The following is a 17,212-nucleotide window of genomic DNA, read 5'->3' on the forward strand; positions in this document are numbered from 1 at the left end:
GCGATGGGTAGTTAACTGCTCCGGTTTCGCTGCCACTGAACCGGACGCTTCGTTCGGCGTCCAAGGCCACTATGAATCGCTCAGGGTTCCGCAGACCCCACGCAGCCACAAACTATGGCTTAGGCGAAGGTGATTATGAGCACGAAGTGGTACACCGATGAGTTCAAGATCGAAGCGGTCATGCAGATCGTTGAGTACGGGCCGCCCGGTAGCGCAGGTCACGGAGGTTGCGGGGCGACGAGGCATGCGCTCATGACGATCAGTACATCGAAGCGTTCTGCAAATCGGCACGAAGATGCAGTTCCAACAAAGGGCTGTCTCCGGCTGAGTCAGAGAAGCAGTACGCACTAGACGGCTGACGACTGCCTACAAAGCCCTTGGCTGTCTTAGAGGCATAGACACATCTTGTCAGTAATGTGCTGCGTGTCGCACTATAGCATCAGGGGGATGGACGGACATAGAACTCGGGAGACTCAGGTGAGTCGACTCGACTGGAGTGCACTCCCAGACTAGGCAACCAAGGAAGATTTATGTCAGTTCTCATGATTCACCTTTCGGATATTCATATCCGCTCCGACCGAGACGCGATCCTGAAGAAGGGCGAGGCGATCGCAAGCTCTTTATATTCCTCCGTTGCCACAGCGAGCCTTATCGTAATCGTGGTCTCTGGCGATGTGGCGTTCTCAGGAACGAAGAAACAATATTTGGCAGCCAGGCTTTTCCTCGAGGAAATTAAGAAGCGTTTAAAGAAGGAAGCTCGCTGCGACGTGCAAATCCTGGTATGCCCAGGAAATCACGACTGTGACTTCACTACGAATAATGGATCTCGAAAGAATAATATCGCGAGCGTTCAGGCTTCAGGCGACGTGGACGACTCAGTGATTAACGCGTGTACGCGGATCCAAAATGAGTTTTTTAAATTCCGCGACGAAATTGAAACGTGGAAGGATTTCGACGGCGACAGGTTGTGGCGCACGTACAGAATTGATGCGGAGGGAAAGAAAATCGTCTTTGACGCCCTGAACGTCGCTTGGGTGTCTAACCTGAGAGAAGACAAGAATCTCTTCTTTCCTGTCGAGCGCTACAGAGAAAAAACGTCGGCGGAGGCATCGGATGCCCGAGTTATAGTTTTCCATCACCCCCTAAACTGGTTCTCACAAAGCTCCTATCGCCCATTTCGCAAACATCTCCGTGAGCTTGGAAGCATCCTGGTGAGCGGTCATGAACATGAGGGAAATGTGGGACAGATTGATGAGTCCGAAACAGGGACAAGTCTCTACATTGAGGGAAAAGTTCTTCAACACAGCCCTACTGATCTAAGCAACACTGGGTTCTACGTGGTAGAGCTTGATTTAGGCGACATGGTTTTTACAGCCACCGAGTTTTCTTACGCAGGTGATGGCTACAAGCGAGACGCGAACTCGCGCGCTTGGAAGATGCCCTCGCCAAAGAACGGTGTGCCGACGCTAGCAGCCGACTTCAGAAGAGTAATAGAGGATGCAGGTGCCATCTCTCACCCCGACATCAGCGTCCCCGTCTCACTGCAAGATATCTACGTCTACCCACATCTACGCAAGGTCCACGAGCGGGGGAAGACAAGCAAGTTCAGCGACGCCAAAGTACTGCTAGCACCAGATTCGACTAGGGGCGGTGTGATACTTAAATCGGATGAGCGAACGGGAAGCACCAGTTTGCTCTACCAACTTTTCCTTGGTTATCTAGACAAGGGCTTCGCACCGGTTCTCTTGAATGGTGCTGACATAAAAAGATCCAAACCTAGCCATATCGACTCTCTGGTTGCCGATGCAGTGCGCAAGCAATATGCAAAGGAAAGCCAAGATGAAATCACCCGACGCTCTCGTTCCGAGAAAATACTGTTGGTTGATGATATAGATGATGCGAAGGTGCTCGACACCAAGGGCAGGGCGGAGATGCTCTCCTACCTGCGGAAACTGGCCGACCACTTGGTTGTCGTAGTGTCCGGCTCATTTGGTCTTGATGAAATTCTAGAGGAGGACAACACGGAAGATCTCGTCGAAATGGAGTTCTATGAGATTCAACCCTTTGGGTATACCAAGCGTGCAGAGCTTGTAAAACGGTGGATCGGTTTGGGCGGCCGCAGTATGGACGGCGCAGACCTCATCAGCGAATGCGATAGGAATGAGCGCCTGATTGCGTCGGCCATGCACAAGTCGCTTATTCCTTCTGCACCACTCTATCTGCTGACACTTCTTCAAAGCGTCAACGCCGGCAAGAGTGCGGACTTGAAAGAGAGCTCCCTCGGACACTACTACGAGTTCCTGCTAACCGAAGCGTTGATGAAAGCTGGAGTTAGTCGAGCAAAACTGACAAGCCACTATCAATATGCGACCTATTTAGCATGGGAATACAGCGCGAGCCCATCACGCCGCTTAAATAAGGAGCAACTTCGCGACTTCAATCAACGTTTCTCATCGGAGTATTTCAGTAGCAATTTCGAAGCAGAGTTGGAATTACTTCTGACGGCAAGAATATTGATCGAATGCGGAGATGAGTACGAATTTCGTTATCCATACATGTATTACCACCTGAAGGGAAGGTACCTGGCATCCAACTTAACTGATCCAAACATCCAAAACTATGTCGCCAGATGCTGCAACCACCTGTACGTCCGTGACCATGCGAACACGATACTATTCCTAGCGCACCACTCAAATAATGAGTGGCTGCTGAGCACAATGAAAGATTCCATGACCAAACTCTTCCATGGGTTTGATCCAATTCATTTCAATGGCGATACAACGCCCATAAATGAACTAATCTCGGACGCCCCAGCACTTATCTATCACGGCGGCACGCCTGAAGAGCATCGTGATAAGAAAAATCGAGAAATGGACGAGATGGACGAAGGGGATGGGAGCCGTGATGGCATGATGGACGTGGAGGAAACTTCAGAGAGCCTGAGTCTCTCCTCCCAGATCATCATGCTTTTCAAAACGACCGAGATACTCGGACAGATATTAAAAAATCAGTATTCCACAATACGCAGGCCGGTTAAGCGAGACCTGCTACACACCCTGTTCGATGGCAACCTGAAGGCGATCAACCGCTTCTTCAATAGTGTTGGTGACAATTCGGATAGAACCCTCTCACGGGTGAAGAAGGCTATCGAAGAGACCGGCAAGGTCTCTGACACCTCCCAACGAGACAAGCTGGCGCGCAGATTTCTTGCCGAAATAATTCAGTCGATCTCTGTAGGGATCATAGCTCACGCAGCGGCGAGCATTAATTCCGATGATCTCAGTGAGGAGATTGCAGACGCAGTCAAAGGATCGACGCTAAAAGACACAGATCGCGAAGAAGTATCAACGGCTTACAGGATCATCGAGCTCGCGGTTCGCCTTGATAGCGCAAAGCCAATACCGCGCGTATTACTACAAGATCTCTACGAATTAAAAAAATCGGACCTTATAGCCAACCGAATCATCAAGCTCTTGGTTTTAACAAGACTCTATATGTTCAAGACGTCTGAGCATGACATGAGATGGATAGCTTCAACGATTGAAATCCCGCTCACGCAACAACATCAAATCGCATACGCGTCCGGCGGCAGAAAGATTGGCTAATTCTTGCCACACACATGTTAATCCTGGCGGCGCCTCGTCGAGTGTTGGGACGGCGCCAGGCCCATTTACACCTTTGAGTTCCTAGCGGTGTCGCCGCCCTTACGGAGATAGCTTCTTCATGTACGAGGAAAGCATCATATCGAATGCCGACCTGTATGAGCTTGCTTACGACTTGTTAAGCCAGGAAATTAATAGCGTACGCGCGCAGTTGGCAAAAAACGCTTCGCTCGGCAAGGTAGACGTAAACCAAAAATCCCGCCTGACCAGCGCACACCATTATTACGTGTCGACAAGGGATTCGCTTAACCTACACGACCGGCCTTCTCTCGAGGAATGCATCAGGCTTAACTGTCGCGTATCAAATGGCGCAAGTCGCGTTTAAAAATGACCTTCTGGCTCCTTTTAAACTAGAGGCTACTGTATGGCCAAGTTAATGCCGCTCGACCACGTCAAGCCGAGTTTGAGTCGCGCGCCGGTTTGGAGGCCAATCCTCAATGACAAGGAGATTGGACCTGACGAAGCGCTTTGACCTGACATTCGTCTGTTGAAAAGCCCGAAGAACAGATCATTGGCGTCCTGCGCGAAGCCGAAACGGGCATGCCGATCAAGGACCTGTGCCGGCAGGGCTTCAATGACGCCTCCTACTATCTGTGGCGTCGTAAGTTGGGTGGCATGAACGTGCTCCAAGCTAGGCGGCTAAAGGACTCGGAGGCGGAAAAGACGCGCATGCTCAGCGCAATGCCGAAGGCCAGGAACGCTTCACTTTCGAAGGATGTTGGAATTCGAAATCGATCAACTTCACCGACGCCGACGGCCTGATCCTGGCACTTATCGCACGCAAGCGCCTGGCCGCATCGGCGCTTCAAGGCGAATTCCATGGCAGCGAGATGACCTGCATCAGGGAAGTCGGCTTAGCGGCGGCGTCCTTCGCTGCTATGCAGGCGCGGATCTAAGCCGCGTTCTGCCTGGAGCCGTTGTCGGCGCCCTACCTCGCGCCGATGGGCGATGACGAAGGGTTGCTGATTGGGGTCGACGTCACCCGCTACTGGTTCCCCGAGCAGCGCTCGTTGCCCAATGCGCAGGCCGTGCAGGTAAAACTGAAAGGAGCACATCACGGCGGTCCAGTAGTCGAAAATTTGCTTCGCTGGAGCGTTTCATCGCACGTAGACGGTGCGCCTCATCGGCGGGATGCTTGAGGATACACCAAAGAATATCAAGAATAATCGCCGTAAAGGCAAAGATCACTCTTATCCCTGGTCAGGCCTAAGCATCCTCTTGAATTCTGAACTCCCGTAATAATCCAAGAGGAAAATCGGGAACGCGCTGAGAACAGCAACTTCTGATGTTGGCCCAATGTACTTCTCTAATTGCATCTTAAAAACCGAGGACTGATCAAAATATTCCTCGGGAAATTCAAAATTATCAAGCATCAATACATTTAGCTTTCGGCAATGCTCCGAACACACATGCGCCCATTGCCCATCAGAATAACTTGTTACATCGCGATAAGCAGCACTTGAAGTCTGATGAACTACATTCTTGTACCCGATTTTCCTCTTGCACTCTGCCGTAACAGCCCGAAAATCAACATCCGGATTGTGATGCCGCAATGCCTCCACCATTGGGTAGCTAATGTAGAGCTTGCCTTTATCGGTTTCCTCGCAAAAAAGATCGAGCATTTCCGAAATCTTTTCATCAGATGCTGCTGTCGCATGCCCGTCGTAATCAAAGAATAAGTAGATCTCCGATATTTCATCACGCGACAGCAGGCCAAGACATTCAGCATTCTTATCATCCGCCTTGAGAATGGAGAACAAGTCTAGATCAGAGTCTGCCTTTAGCTTGTGAAATAGACTATATATCTCACCACCATATATCGCACAGACCACGGGGATATCGCGGCCCTTGAAATAAAAGCTTTCAAGCACATTCCAGATCCGCCTCTCAGTGACTTCACCTTCAAACACAAAAAGAATGTTACTGGCCACCGAACGCCCCCGCGCGGTACATTTTTTCAATATTGTGCGCTTCCCTCAGCTCCTTTGGAGTGCTATTTGAGAGCGACTCTATCCCTTTGCCAGATATGAAGAAATAGCAATCAGGGCGAAGTAAATCGTTAGTCATGACGGACGTATTGTGAGTCGTAACAATTACCTGCGCCTTTATCTCCGTTAGAAGCTCAATTACTTTTATTGAAAGGCTGTAGTGATAGAAGGCATCAAATTCATCCACGAACAGAAATCTAACTTTCGAATCCCCCCCCTTCAATCGTTTGTACCAATAATAGAACAGAGCCAAAGATTTTGTGCCCTGAGATGCCACATCAAAAAATCGTATCTTCTTTCCGCCAAAATCAAGTGCTATGTAAGAACCGTCCTCCCCACTGACAACCGCGAGCTTACAATTGATGCCAGAATCGTTGAGGAATCTCTCAAAATCATCAATCCCTCCATTGGCAATGATGTCTGACTGAATGCCAGACGAGCCCTGCTCGAATCCGATGTAATGATTGCTATCTAGCGATCTAAAGAATAACATTCCATCGACGAAAGATAGAAAACTCGAAAAACATTGATTGTCAAAATTTTCATCAAGGACTACATTATTCTTGATATACTGAACAATAGATATCATAGAATCGCCAACATCACGCTTCAGCGTTTCTGCCCCCAGCACATTGATGTTGGCAATACTACTATCCCTGCGATCAATGGAAGCAAAATCACCTCCATTTACAAGTAGCTTTTCATATACAATAGTCTCAAGATCCGACTTGCCATATTCGTAGTAAACCTCGCCACCAGCCACAGCAAAAGTATATCTAAAAATAGCCATCTCACACTGAGCACCGGCAAATAGATAGTTATTATAAGATCTAACGCCCTTCTGACGATCTGTGATGTGCGAAATCAGATCAAAGATTGCGAAGCCAAGGTTTGACTTTCCGACCCCATTGTATCCATAAATAATAGCTTTATTAACTAACCCTTCAATGACGCAATTTTTATTGAATTCGTAGGCATTGGTCTTGGATAGATCAAATACAAAGTTCTCTCCAAAATTCTTGAAGTTCTTCACTTCGAAGCGCTTTAGCATCACCACACTCCTAGACTGGGTGGTGCAGTCTAGCACCAGAACATGATCTTCCCGTAAAAAAATTACGGCGTGCGTCTCATCCAATGATGCGATCATACTTAGGGCGGCCTGATCCTCCCTTTTTGTTGGTCTAAGCCTTAATTTTGTAGTTCTTACCCAGATGATCTTGGCTCCAGCTTGGCGAGGATCTCATGCATGCATTTATTTTTATTTACCGAATCACGTGGGCTATCTATAAATCACTCAGGGTTTTGTAGAAAGTTGTCAGCCGTTTAGTGCGTACCGCTTCTCAAACTCTACCGGACAGCCCATCTTTGGAACTGTGCCGCCGTTTTAGGTTGTAGAGCATCTCGATGTACTGGATGACATCCGCACGTGCCTCGTCGTGATTGCTGTAGATCCTCCGCTTGATCCGCTCCCGCTTCAGCAGCTGGAAGAAGTTCTACATCGCCGCGTTGTCATGGCAATTGCCTCGTCGACTCAGGCTGCACACGATGTCGTGCTCGCGCAGGAAGCTCTGTCAGTCTTCACTGGTGAACTGCGTGCCGTGGTCGGAGCGAAGCAGAAGCCCAGCACTTGGGCTGTGCCGCCATACTGCGGCCAACAACGCTTGCAAAACCAGGTCCGTATGCTGAGTTGGCCGGGTTGCCCATCCAACGACCTGACGCGAAGAAGGATCAAGCACTACCGCTAAGTACAAGAGACCGTTGTACGTTCGGATTTAGGTGATGTCCGTGACCCAAGCGCGATTTGGTTCACTGACCTTGAAGCCACGAGCTAGAACGTTCTTGGGAACTGATCCGACAGGGCCGCTCAATGGGCGTGATCGCCGACCGTAGCCCGCAGCCCCTCGCCCTTCATCAAGCGCGCCACGCGACGACGACTACACGTTTCGCTAAGCTCGCGCAGATCTGTGGTCACTTTGCGGTGGCCATACACGGAACCGCTTTCCAGCCAGCTGTGCTTGATCAGTCCCAGCAATCGGTGATCGTCTCTATCGCGATCGCTTGCCGACTCTTTCATCCTTCGCGATGATGGTCGGTGACGGCTCTGGCCCATCATCAAAGAAGATGGCGGCTAGCACTCTAAAGCTTCCCTTGCGGGTGCCGATAGCATTGCGTTGCTACGTATCGATTGGCGCACGATGGACTTCACGCACTACCCCGACGATTCGCGGTTGTATTTCATCCGGTGGATCGATCGTTACACCAAGCCCCATAAGGCCTCAACATCGACGTCGGTGTGCTGCTATCTGGTACCGCTACCCGACGACATCAAAGATCCTGCCAGAGCTACGCCAGATCAGATAGCTAAGCTGTTCGGCTATACGGACCAGGCCCCCTTCGTGGCAAAGGTCTTGGTCGGTGCACTGCCCTCTATTCGCATAGGTTACGTCTACTGTGACCGCAAGCGCGTGGGCGTGCTTCCCAGCCAAGAGCTATCCTTGGGAGATGCCCTGTCGAATGGAGAAGGCTCCGGCAAGTACGGGCGCAGCATCCAGCTAGACTCGGTAATCGGCAAGGATGGCGACTTCCCCATCAAGGCCGTTCCGACCAGCCAACTTCACCTCGAGCACAGCGTCCGCTTCCGCAGCGGGGTGTTGATCGCGGAAGACTCTGGCAGCGGAATCGAGTTCCTAATTCCACGCAGTCTGATATTCCGGACCTTCTATGCCCGCTCTACCTATCTGGCGTCCGTGTTCACCATGGGGATTTGGGATGAGACTGTCGGCAAGGTGATCTTCCTGGACAAGGAGTTCGCTGGGAACTGGACGCGGGAGGTGCAGGACCCTCGTCGCTTCCACCTAGTGATGCAGCGCGGGATGCGCAAGGGCGATGCCGTATCTGTCGCATTGCTGCACTTCTTCCCGTATGGCAAGGCCGCTGCCAATACCCTCTATACACCGATGCTCAAGGCACAGAACGACGCCGCGTTCGGTGGTGATTTCTCTTGGTACTCCAATGCGCAGATCCCCATGGATCCAGACCTTGGCCCCTATAGCGGCAGGGTAATGGGGTACTACCTGACCCCACATAGGGGCCGTCGACCGCGCAAGACGTTCCTTGTCACCTCCTTCCTGGGGTTTTCGCTACCCCGTGACTTCCCGGAGATGGGCGACATCCTGGTCAACGATGGCAATCGGCATGGGGATCTCGAGCATTCCGACGGACCGTCCCCCTATGGTGGCGCGCCGGATCGCGGCGGCAAGCGCCCGAATGGCATGCAGGACAATGATGGTCACAACGGCTCAACCACCCATGAGGCGTTCGATGAGCCCAGCGATACGTTCGAGTGGATTAATGCCCCTCCTCGCTTTGACTTGGTGAAGGACCACAGTGCGGTGTACACCGAGCCACGGAGGCCGGGACCGAACACCGGTACCGAGGACGGCTCGTTTGGCGACCGCGATGGTGCCAAAGGCTCGAAGAGCGCGCTTGACGCCCGACTAAAGGCCCGCGCCTCCGAGAGCAACTTCACAGCTCTATTGGAAGTACTGGATGCAGTAAAGGCTGATGGAGTCATTGCCGGATTCGGCCCTGTCTACCCTCAAGATCCGACCCAACGCGTGCCGATTGGATCCTGCGTCTGCTGGAACTTTCTGGACGAGCTGGAACGGGCTGTCAGCTACGACCAGCGGGTACGTAGGGGATGGGCGTTCCTTCACCAGGAAGGCAGGCGGTCCGGAGGGCTGGAGCGAGGCGCGCTTGTAGTGAGTGTGACACTGTCGGATGGAAGGAACGGCTTCTGGATCGAGATCCAGACCCGCCAGGGCGCAATGACCCCACTTGTGATTGACGATGGATCTGACACCGACGCTCAGATTTCTAGGGCGCTGAACATCATCTACAGCGCCAGGGGAAGCAACCTCGATGACCATTTCCACAACGCATCCATGAAGGCGTACTGCTTCACCCACCGTTATCTTTCACGAGAAAGGGATGAATATGAGGATGAGGGCACTGACGACGGCAAGAAGAAAGAGCACAAGAAGGAGTGGGACAAAGACTGGTTGATAGCCTTCTTCAAGTACGTGTCTAGTGGCAGGCAAGTTGCCGGCAGCGCTGTGAAGTGAGCCGTAGGACCGGCGTGGCCCCTACGAGCGAAGCAGAAGCCCTGTCGGCCAGGCAGGCGACCGCGCTTATGCCTTGCCACCGCGTCGTTGGAGCCACGTCGCGACCAGGCGCGCGATTCGCTCGGGGACTTCTACCGGTCCATTGCGGGTCTGTAGATAACGGGGCCCGGAACCGCCCAGCACTTCCTTGGCCAGTTCGCGCTTGTTAAAGCCAAATGCCAGCGCCACAACTTCCTCAAGGTCCGGGGTAGACGCCTCAGACAGGTCACCGATCCCCCCCAGAAGCCTCTCCAGACGAGCAGCATCCGTCCGCAGTGCCGGAGCCGAAATCACCTTTGGAGGCAAGGTGACGGTCCAGCCAAGGTGCTTTCGGACGAAGCTGACCCAGGGACCGAGGTTGGTTCGAGCGCTCGGCGCGGACGCCAGGAACTCAACCAGTTCCTGCTGTGAGAACGGCCCGCTGATCTCGAACTGCCGGCAGAATGCCTCGGCGACGCCCATGTACTGAGCCACCGTGCGTGCAGACTTATCTGCCAACCAGGCACGGTAGGAGAGCAGGTAGGGGTGCCACGGGGTACCAGCCGCGGCGGCAAGCTTGTCCTCGATGAGTGCATGACTCTGTCCTTCGGCGCGGGCCTTGCCGTCAACGATGAAGCCGAACTGCTCCTGCAGGAAGGTCGAGGCATTCAAGTTGGAGCGCAGTGCCTTGGAGCTGAATACCTTGACCATGGCATCGGCCGTCAGCGGCGGACGAAGGTCGTCCGCACGGTCCAGAATCAGAAAGAAATCCACCGCTTTACCGACGTTCTCCGGCAGCCGCGGTGTGCGAACACTGCGGTTGGCGCTCCATTCGGCAAAGTTCTTGTAGAGATGCGCCACCCAAGGCTGCTCGAAGAGCGGCATGCGCAGGTCCACCTCGCGGGCCAGGCGCGACATGATCAGACAGTCGTCGCAGTGGGACTGGCCACTACCAGCGACCGGGAGCCCGCAGCCCGGGCAGGCATGAGAAGCCGCTGCCGGACCTGAGCACGCCTTGCAACAGTGACGCCCATCGACCGTTGTCTCGATCTTCCTGTACTTGCGACACCGGCAACAGGTGGCATGGGTATCTGCGGTACGGCACTTGGGACACGCGCGCGCCCCTTCTTCCAGATGAGACGCCCGCGCCAGGTGAGAGCTCGGCTCCCCACACAGATCGCATGGCTCGGGGGTCCGGAAATACCGGACGCAGCTGGCACAGACCGCCATACTCAACGTCCCGGACCCCAAACCCTCTTCCAAACCGGTAACCTCGACCTCAAAGATGAGCGCAGCACGAGGCGTGGGCCTTTTGCACCGACCACACGGGCGCTTTTGCCGGAGACATTTACTGCAAGGCAGTATCGAGGGCTCAGACACGTGATACCGCGCCGGTCCCGCACATTCCGGGCATGTGCGTTTGGCGAATTGTTCGCCGTAGCACTTCTGGCAGTACTCGACCTTGTTGTGAACGCGGTGCGCCTTCGCGATCGGGGTGTAGCAACCATCGCAGGTGCGGCGGCCGTAATCGTCAGTGCTCATTGAAAGGCGTAATCATCTTCAGCAGCGTTTTTGCGCGTAGTGAGCGCCATCCAGCTTTCCGCCATTGCTCTGCCTCAGCCGCAATCCGCAGGGCCCGCCGACCGACATTGGTCTCTCCGTTGATGCGTCCGGGCGCCAACTGGCCAATCTCATGTGCCAGCCAGTCCGGACACTGCTGCCTGAAGCTGCGCTGGGTCACATGATACTGCCCAGACGCTGCGCGAAGCGACTGTGGCCACGCCTGGCACAGCGCCTCCAGCAACCGGAGATCGGCGTCGCGCTGGTCGACTCGGCGCATTTCCAGCCTCTCCCGGCACTCGCCCCGGGGACTGAAGTCACGCCTTCGCGCCACGCCGAAGCCGGAAAGCAATGCATCCATCCCAACCAGGTAGTCCCAGCCGGTGCAACGCGCCGCTGGCCAATCTTGGGTGAGGCGGGTCAGCACGCACGCCCTGTACAGCTCCCCCTGCAGGGACGACGGAACCGCAGCCACACGCCCCCCAGAGACCAAGGAGCGGTTGCACCGCGAGCATAGGCGCAGGTCGTACAGCTGACGATGCGGCTCCACGGTGCCGCCACATGAAGGGCAGGCGTCATGCAGCATCACGTGGTGCCGCGGGCACACTGTCCAGAAGGCCAAGCGCCACTGGCGGCGAAAGAACGGCCCCTCAGCGAGACAGGCGGGGCAGAAGCATAGCCCGTGACGCCGCCGGGAGCGATGGTAGACCCCGATGGCAGTAACCCAGTGATGGGTTCCCTGCCAACTAGGCCTCTGCGGCTCTGGATGGCTCAATCCCAGCAGCGTCATACCCCTAATGCAGCGTAGAGGCTCACCGATTGCTGCAGCCAAGGCCTTCAACGTATCCGCGCGGACATTGGTGTCCACATCCCGCGTCCAGATGGCATGGCCAGGGCAGACCAGCGAGGTCAGACTCTGGGCGCTCATGCCACGAGCAATAGCCGCGCGGGACAGATACGAGCTCAGCAACTCGTTCCCAGCCAGCGGCGGCCACCCGATGCGCATGGTCAGGTCGAGGCGACCACGCCCTCGTAGTTCTGGCGCAGGCGCTCCTGAGTGTCCAAGATGGTCGCTGGAGTGATGCGTTCCTGACCCGACCGGATCGCGGTAACTGCAGCCTCCTTGATCAGAGAGACGCTGCCGCCAATGGCGACGCCGCCGGCATTGAAGATCACTTGGGCCAACTCTTTCCCCGATAGGTTGGATGCCGCCGGTAGTGGCAGAAGCCTTTCGTAAGTCTTCAAGAATGACAGGTAGGCCAGGTCCAAGCTCCAGCGGGTCAAGGCCAATGGCTTGAAGCGCGATCGCATCTGCGCATCAAAGGAAAGCGCATTGATAGCTGCTTCCGTTCCGGCAGCCACGATGCTCAGATTCAGATCATTGCTGAGCTTGCGCAGTCCGGCCAGGACGTCTGAAGCCCCTTTTCTTGCGTTCACGATGTTGTTGAACTCGTCGATCAACAGCACACGCGCGTTGATGTATCTCAGGGCTCCAACCACCTGAGGGTACTTGGCATGGGCAGCGTCACCACGACGGTGCGTGATGGCGCAGGACTGCAGGATCTCCGACCAGATCTGAGAAAGGTCTGGGGTAGCCGGCATGCCGATGGCGACCACAGATGAATTGGGGCTGCCGTCCTCGCGGATGGTGATCGGATGTCGCTGCCGGAACTGACGCAGGATGGCTGTCTTTCCGTTATCACCCCGGCCCACGATCAACCGGCACGGGGGTCGCTGCGTTGTCGGGTAGGCAATGATCTGATCAAGCTCATCAATGACGCTCTTCGCAACCGGATATGCGATCCATCGATCGCTGCGGGCAAACTCTATGCGCTCGGACTCCGAGTCCTCCATTCGCTCAGCGACCTGGGGTAGGAGATGGGGATAGGCGCTCATCAGTTCAGCTCTCCTACTTCAAACACTTCCAGCTCCTGATCGAAGATGCTGAGAGCCGGCTCGGCGGCGCGCTCGCTCGCCGGCGACTGGGCTGCCGCGGGTACTCGGCCGGGTACCTGGGCAGGCGCCTGCTTTGCCTTGGGGCGCGACGCAGCCTGGCGTCGGGCCGCCTTCGTGGACTCGGTCGAAGCGTTGATCCGGTCACGATTGCGCTGGATGCTGCTGAAGATGCGGTGCTCGTCCACCTCCCCTTTGTTCTCCGCACGAAGCGCCTTGGTCACCTCTCTCAGCTCAGACGCCGATACGGGTGGATGGGAGAGGTCTCGATAGGGAATCGGGGTGTACCGATCCGCCTGGGGATCAAGGAAGTAGATCTGACTGACATCGCGCGGGTCCCGCGCGAAGATAAACTTGCGCTTCGCATTGGGGTCATCGGGCATGGTTGCACCGATGTATGGGTCCAAGACCGGGTCGTAGTAGAAGACGTTCTCAAGGCGAACACCCGACCGCTGGATGGTGATCTCGAAGTACGGCAGGAAGTCCATCCGAATCCGCTCAGGGTCGCCGACAATCGGCATTGCCCCGATGCCCGGCCGCTCTGACGTTCCCACGATGCCCTGCTGCCAAACACGCGCCGGCGAAGCGTCCTGAAGCTGGCTGTGGCTGCGCTGGTGATAGTTGTTGACGATGAATTCCACCAAATAGGCCTCGACCTCCTTCATCGTGCATACGGCCTCCTTCTCAGAGTCGTATCCCTTGCGCTGCTGGATGTTGGAGAAGGTGGTACCCGGCACCTTCTTGAGCTCGGTCGCAACTACGCCCATGTAACGTTCGATGTGGGCCCCATAGTGTGGCTTCTTCACCGGCCGCCACTGCATGTCGATCTGGTTGGCCTGGCAGCCACGGGTGACCGCCTTGCATTTGAACTCTCTGGCGTTATCGGCGTGCAACGTGCCGATCTGACCCCAAACGGGCCAATTGCCCTCCACCCCGAGAGCCCCTAAGTATTCACTCTTCGGCGTCATTGCGTGGGAGATACACATGGCCACTGACGTCGCCGAAGGCTTGTCCAGCGTGACATAGAGGCCAACGATCATTCGGCTGTAGACATCGATGGCCAACGTCAGCCACGGGCGACCGATCGGCTTGCGGTGCACTTCGTCCAAGACGATGACGTCGAGCGGGGTGTGGTCGATCTGGACGACAGCCAACGGAAAGTCAGCGCCCGGGAATGACCCGCGAATGGGCTCGTACACATCACGGGCCTTGTCCTTGAAGCCACGCCGGCGCAGCGTCATTGCCGGTGAAAGCTCTTTCAGGCGTCGACGGATGGTGCTGGGAGCCGGGGCGGTGATCTTGGCGCGCTTGCAGCGCAAGAGAACCTCGTCCACCACCTCTTTGGGCGAGTGTCTCTGCTTCTTGAGATACATGTCCTCAACCACGGAGCTGATGACCAGCTCTTGGTCAGCGGCCAGATGCTTCTGGCCCTTGGCTGCACCTCGCTTGCGCGGGACAAGGGCGGCAACATGGCCAGCGTCATGATAGGCCGCAAGCCACTTGTAGTACGTGGCCACGTGGACGCCGGCGGCCGTGGCGAGCTTCTCGACCTCAGAGCGACTTCTGATGGGATGCTCGATCACCGGCCGCAGCGCTTCAAATCGCTTCTGGGCGACCGACCATTCTTCCTTCGAGTAGTGGTGGATCGGGATGCCCCTTGCCCCACTGGCATCCTCGGCAGAGACGATCGTAGACAACGTCTCGATCCTGAGCCTGGCGCTGGCTCCCGTCTCCATATCCTCGGCCAGCACGCTGTCGATGGACAGCATGTGGGTTACCCGGTACTTACGAGGGCCAACAAAGACCTGGGCACCAGGCTCTACCTTGAAGAAATTTGAAAGGGACACAGCTCAGCCCCTCAGCCGGATGGAGGTGGCCATGGTGAGCGGTTTACTCAGGTCGGCCTCGATTTCGCCGCTGGCCACCAACTGCCAAAGCGCGGGAATGGCCTGCGCCTGCTCATCGACTGGCCAGTAAGCTGCGGCGAGGAGTGCCTGAGGAGTCGTTGGTCCGAGCACCGTGGCGGTGTACTTCAACTGGGCCTGCCTCACCAACAGCGGGGCCAGGGCTCTGTATCGGCGCAGGAAGGTGGCATTGGCCAATAGAGGGGTGCGGATGTGCCGCTCAGTCACGATACGGAACTGCCAGCCCTGAGCCCGGCAATGCTTTACCGCCGCCCTGAACCGCGGCCGCAGCAGCTGCCAGTCCGAGCGCAGGGTCTCCAGCGGTTTGACCTCATAGACCACGGTCTTGGCCTGCTTAGCCTGCGAGTACTCGGCCAGAACGTCCGGCGTGTACCGGGTGCGCCTCCCCTCATTTTCGTAGTAGATCGTGAAGGGCTGCTCCCGCAACGCGGTGACGTTGGCGTCGAAATCGAGCAGTCGCAGCCAATCCCGTTCCAGCGAGGACTCGAAGCCTGCCATCTCGCCGCCGCCTAAAGTGACCTTCCCGGTCAGGGCACGGCGGCTATTTTTCAACGCCCGGGCGGGCGCAGCGGAACTCAGTCGCGTCATATATCGCCATTTGCAACGCCGTCGCGTTATTGATGAACTTCTGTCGCACGATTCAGACGCTAGAATCGCCCAAGACCAAGGACCTGTAAAGGCCTAAGTCGCGGTTTCCTTGACAAATGACAGCGGCAACCCGCCCCACCCCGGCGAGATCTCGCTGGCGCACAACGGCGTGCTGTTCCTGGACGAGCTGCCGGAGTGGTCGCGCATGGCACTGGAGATCCTGCGTGAGCCACTCGAATCAGGCCATATCCGCATCAGTCGCGCGGCACGCAGTGCGGTGTTCCCCGCACGCTTCCAACTGGTCACCGCGATGAACCCCTGCCCCTGCGGCTGGGCAGGCGACCGCAGCAACCGCTGCCTGTGCACCAGTGAGCGCGTCCAACGCTACCGTGGCCGGGTATCCGGCCCCTTGCTGGATCGCATCGACCTGCATGTCACGGTGACCCGGCTGTCGCCGGAGGAGCTGCGCGAAGGCGCCCCGGCGGGCGAGTGCAGTGCGGATGTCCGCGCGCGGGTGATCGCGGCGCGCGAACGTCAACTGCAGCGTGGCGCGCTCAATGCGCATATGGACAGCAAGGCACTTCGCTTGTGTGCGCATCTTTCAGAAGCCGACCAGAGCCTGCTGGAACAGGCCATCGAGCGGCTGCAGCTGTCTGCTCGCGCGATGCACCGGATCCTGCGTGTGGCGCGCACGATCGCGGACCTGGCGGGAGCTGATGACATCGATACGGCGCATCTGGCCGAGGCGATCGGCTATCGGCAGTTGGATCGAGGGACGTAGAGAGCATATCTCCAGCGAGCCAACCGACGGAACAGTCAGACTCATTTGCGTACTGGATGCGCTGCACTTTGGCAGACCCTCACGCTGTTCCAACAATGCTCACGAGTGTTCGCACAGCGCTTACGCTAGCAGCGGTTTTAGATCTATATCGATAGCACTCTGTCTCGGAGGGACCGATCATTTCTGACGTCACGACAACGGCAGATGCACTGATGAAACTATTGCTCTGCGGAGCAGCTGCAGCGTCCGCTCTCTGGATATGTGCTGGTATCTTCCTCACCAAGCGTTATCCCCATACGTTGGAGCGGGCAGTGACGAACAGTCAGCTCCGCATGTCCGAGCTGAGCAGGGTTCACCGGATCAGCTTTCTGCCCACAATTGAGGATCCACCGCATGAGTCAGGTAACCTGCCGCGGCCAGTGGGAGCGCTGATTGGAAGGCGCCATGATCCTTCCCTGGGAAGCGAGGCGCCGAGCGTGCTGACAGTGTGCTGGTCTGCGCACCTGCCTTCGTCCCAGCTTGCACGAAGGTCGTCGGCCTGCGATCACCGAGGTTCCAACACGAATTGTCACGCAAGGTCGTACAGATCACTGCGCACATCAGCGCCTTGACG

General features: G+C 56.1%; 9 protein-coding genes and 4 pseudogenes. 4 read left to right on the plus strand and 9 right to left on the minus strand.

The window, feature by feature from the left end:
• Positions 1 to 530: 530 nt before the first annotated feature.
• Both RTX79_RS06390 and RTX79_RS18295 read left to right on the plus strand, forming a co-directional pair.
• Positions 531 to 3,605: a metallophosphoesterase gene (locus RTX79_RS06390; RefSeq protein WP_312682822.1), complete on the plus strand. Its 3,075-nt coding sequence runs from the start codon at positions 531 to 533 to the stop codon at positions 3,603 to 3,605.
• A gap of 597 nt (positions 3,606 to 4,202) precedes the next feature.
• Positions 4,203 to 4,334 (plus strand): annotated as a pseudogene (locus RTX79_RS18295) (transposase); the annotation flags it as partial.
• 518 nt (positions 4,335 to 4,852) lie between these two features.
• Here RTX79_RS18295 and RTX79_RS06400 read toward each other — a convergent pair.
• From RTX79_RS06400 to RTX79_RS06410, 3 genes and pseudogenes are all read right to left on the minus strand, one after another.
• Complete coding sequence (locus RTX79_RS06400; RefSeq protein WP_312682823.1) at positions 4,853 to 5,593, minus strand: hypothetical protein; 741 nt, start codon at positions 5,591 to 5,593, stop codon at positions 4,853 to 4,855.
• The gene (locus tag RTX79_RS06405; protein WP_312682826.1) at positions 5,583 to 6,701 is read right to left on the minus strand and encodes an AAA family ATPase; all 1,119 of its coding nucleotides are present in this window, start codon (positions 6,699 to 6,701) and stop codon (positions 5,583 to 5,585) included. Before RTX79_RS06405 ends, RTX79_RS06400 begins: the two co-directional genes overlap by 11 nt.
• Positions 6,702 to 6,965: 264 nt before the next feature.
• Positions 6,966 to 7,724: pseudogene (locus RTX79_RS06410) on the minus strand (IS3 family transposase); the annotation flags it as partial.
• 121 nt (positions 7,725 to 7,845) lie between these two features.
• Between RTX79_RS06410 and RTX79_RS06415 the strand changes: the two are divergent.
• Positions 7,846 to 9,774: a hypothetical protein gene (locus RTX79_RS06415; protein WP_312682828.1), complete on the plus strand. Its 1,929-nt coding sequence runs from the start codon at positions 7,846 to 7,848 to the stop codon at positions 9,772 to 9,774.
• 66 nt (positions 9,775 to 9,840) lie between these two features.
• Here the strand turns inward: RTX79_RS06415 and RTX79_RS06420 are convergent, their stop codons facing one another.
• From RTX79_RS06420 to RTX79_RS06440, 6 genes and pseudogenes are all read right to left on the minus strand, one after another.
• Positions 9,841 to 10,710 carry a hypothetical protein gene (locus tag RTX79_RS06420; RefSeq protein ID WP_312682829.1) on the minus strand — a complete coding sequence of 290 codons (870 nt, stop codon included), beginning with the start codon at positions 10,708 to 10,710 and terminating at the stop codon, positions 9,841 to 9,843.
• A 613-nt stretch (positions 10,711 to 11,323) separates the two neighbouring features.
• Entirely contained in the window at positions 11,324 to 11,779 is a 456-nt protein-coding gene (locus RTX79_RS06425) for a hypothetical protein (RefSeq protein WP_312682830.1), read from the minus strand.
• Between the two features lie 165 nt (positions 11,780 to 11,944).
• A pseudogene (locus tag RTX79_RS18300) lies at positions 11,945 to 12,358 on the minus strand (TniQ family protein); the annotation flags it as partial.
• Positions 12,359 to 12,360: 2 nt separating this feature from the next.
• Positions 12,361 to 13,248, minus strand: a complete 888-nt coding sequence (locus RTX79_RS06430; RefSeq protein ID WP_312682831.1) for a TniB family NTP-binding protein — start codon at positions 13,246 to 13,248, stop codon at positions 12,361 to 12,363.
• Positions 13,248 to 15,074: a Mu transposase C-terminal domain-containing protein gene (locus RTX79_RS06435; RefSeq protein WP_312682832.1), complete on the minus strand. Its 1,827-nt coding sequence runs from the start codon at positions 15,072 to 15,074 to the stop codon at positions 13,248 to 13,250. Before RTX79_RS06435 ends, RTX79_RS06430 begins: the two co-directional genes overlap by 1 nt.
• 81 nt (positions 15,075 to 15,155) lie before the next feature.
• Positions 15,156 to 15,728 (minus strand): TnsA endonuclease N-terminal domain-containing protein, encoded by a 573-nt coding sequence (locus tag RTX79_RS06440; protein WP_312683024.1) that lies wholly within the window; start codon positions 15,726 to 15,728, stop codon positions 15,156 to 15,158.
• A gap of 214 nt (positions 15,729 to 15,942) precedes the next feature.
• Here RTX79_RS06440 and RTX79_RS06445 point away from each other — a divergent pair.
• A pseudogene (locus RTX79_RS06445) lies at positions 15,943 to 16,599 on the plus strand (ATP-binding protein); the annotation flags it as partial.
• Between the last annotated feature and the right edge of the window lie 613 nt (positions 16,600 to 17,212).

Source organism: Stenotrophomonas chelatiphaga (assembly GCF_032054965.1).
Taxonomy (GTDB): Bacteria; Pseudomonadota; Gammaproteobacteria; order Xanthomonadales; family Xanthomonadaceae; genus Stenotrophomonas; species Stenotrophomonas chelatiphaga.

Bases quoted from the DNA above. Each gene is read 5' to 3' on its own strand.
- RTX79_RS06390 (WP_312682822.1), top strand. From the start codon at position 531: ATGTCAGTTCTCATGATTCACCTTTCGGATATTCATATCCGCTCCGAC.
- RTX79_RS06405 (WP_312682826.1), bottom strand. From the start codon at position 6,701: ATGCTAAAGCGCTTCGAAGTGAAGAACTTCAAGAATTTTGGAGAGAAC.
- RTX79_RS06415 (WP_312682828.1), top strand. From the start codon at position 7,846: ATGGACTTCACGCACTACCCCGACGATTCGCGGTTGTATTTCATCCGG.
- RTX79_RS06420 (WP_312682829.1), bottom strand. From the start codon at position 10,710: ATGTCGCGCCTGGCCCGCGAGGTGGACCTGCGCATGCCGCTCTTCGAG.
- RTX79_RS06430 (WP_312682831.1), bottom strand. From the start codon at position 13,248: ATGAGCGCCTATCCCCATCTCCTACCCCAGGTCGCTGAGCGAATGGAG.
- RTX79_RS06435 (WP_312682832.1), bottom strand. From the start codon at position 15,074: ATGCTGTCCATCGACAGCGTGCTGGCCGAGGATATGGAGACGGGAGCC.
- RTX79_RS06440 (WP_312683024.1), bottom strand. From the start codon at position 15,728: ATGGCAGGCTTCGAGTCCTCGCTGGAACGGGATTGGCTGCGACTGCTC.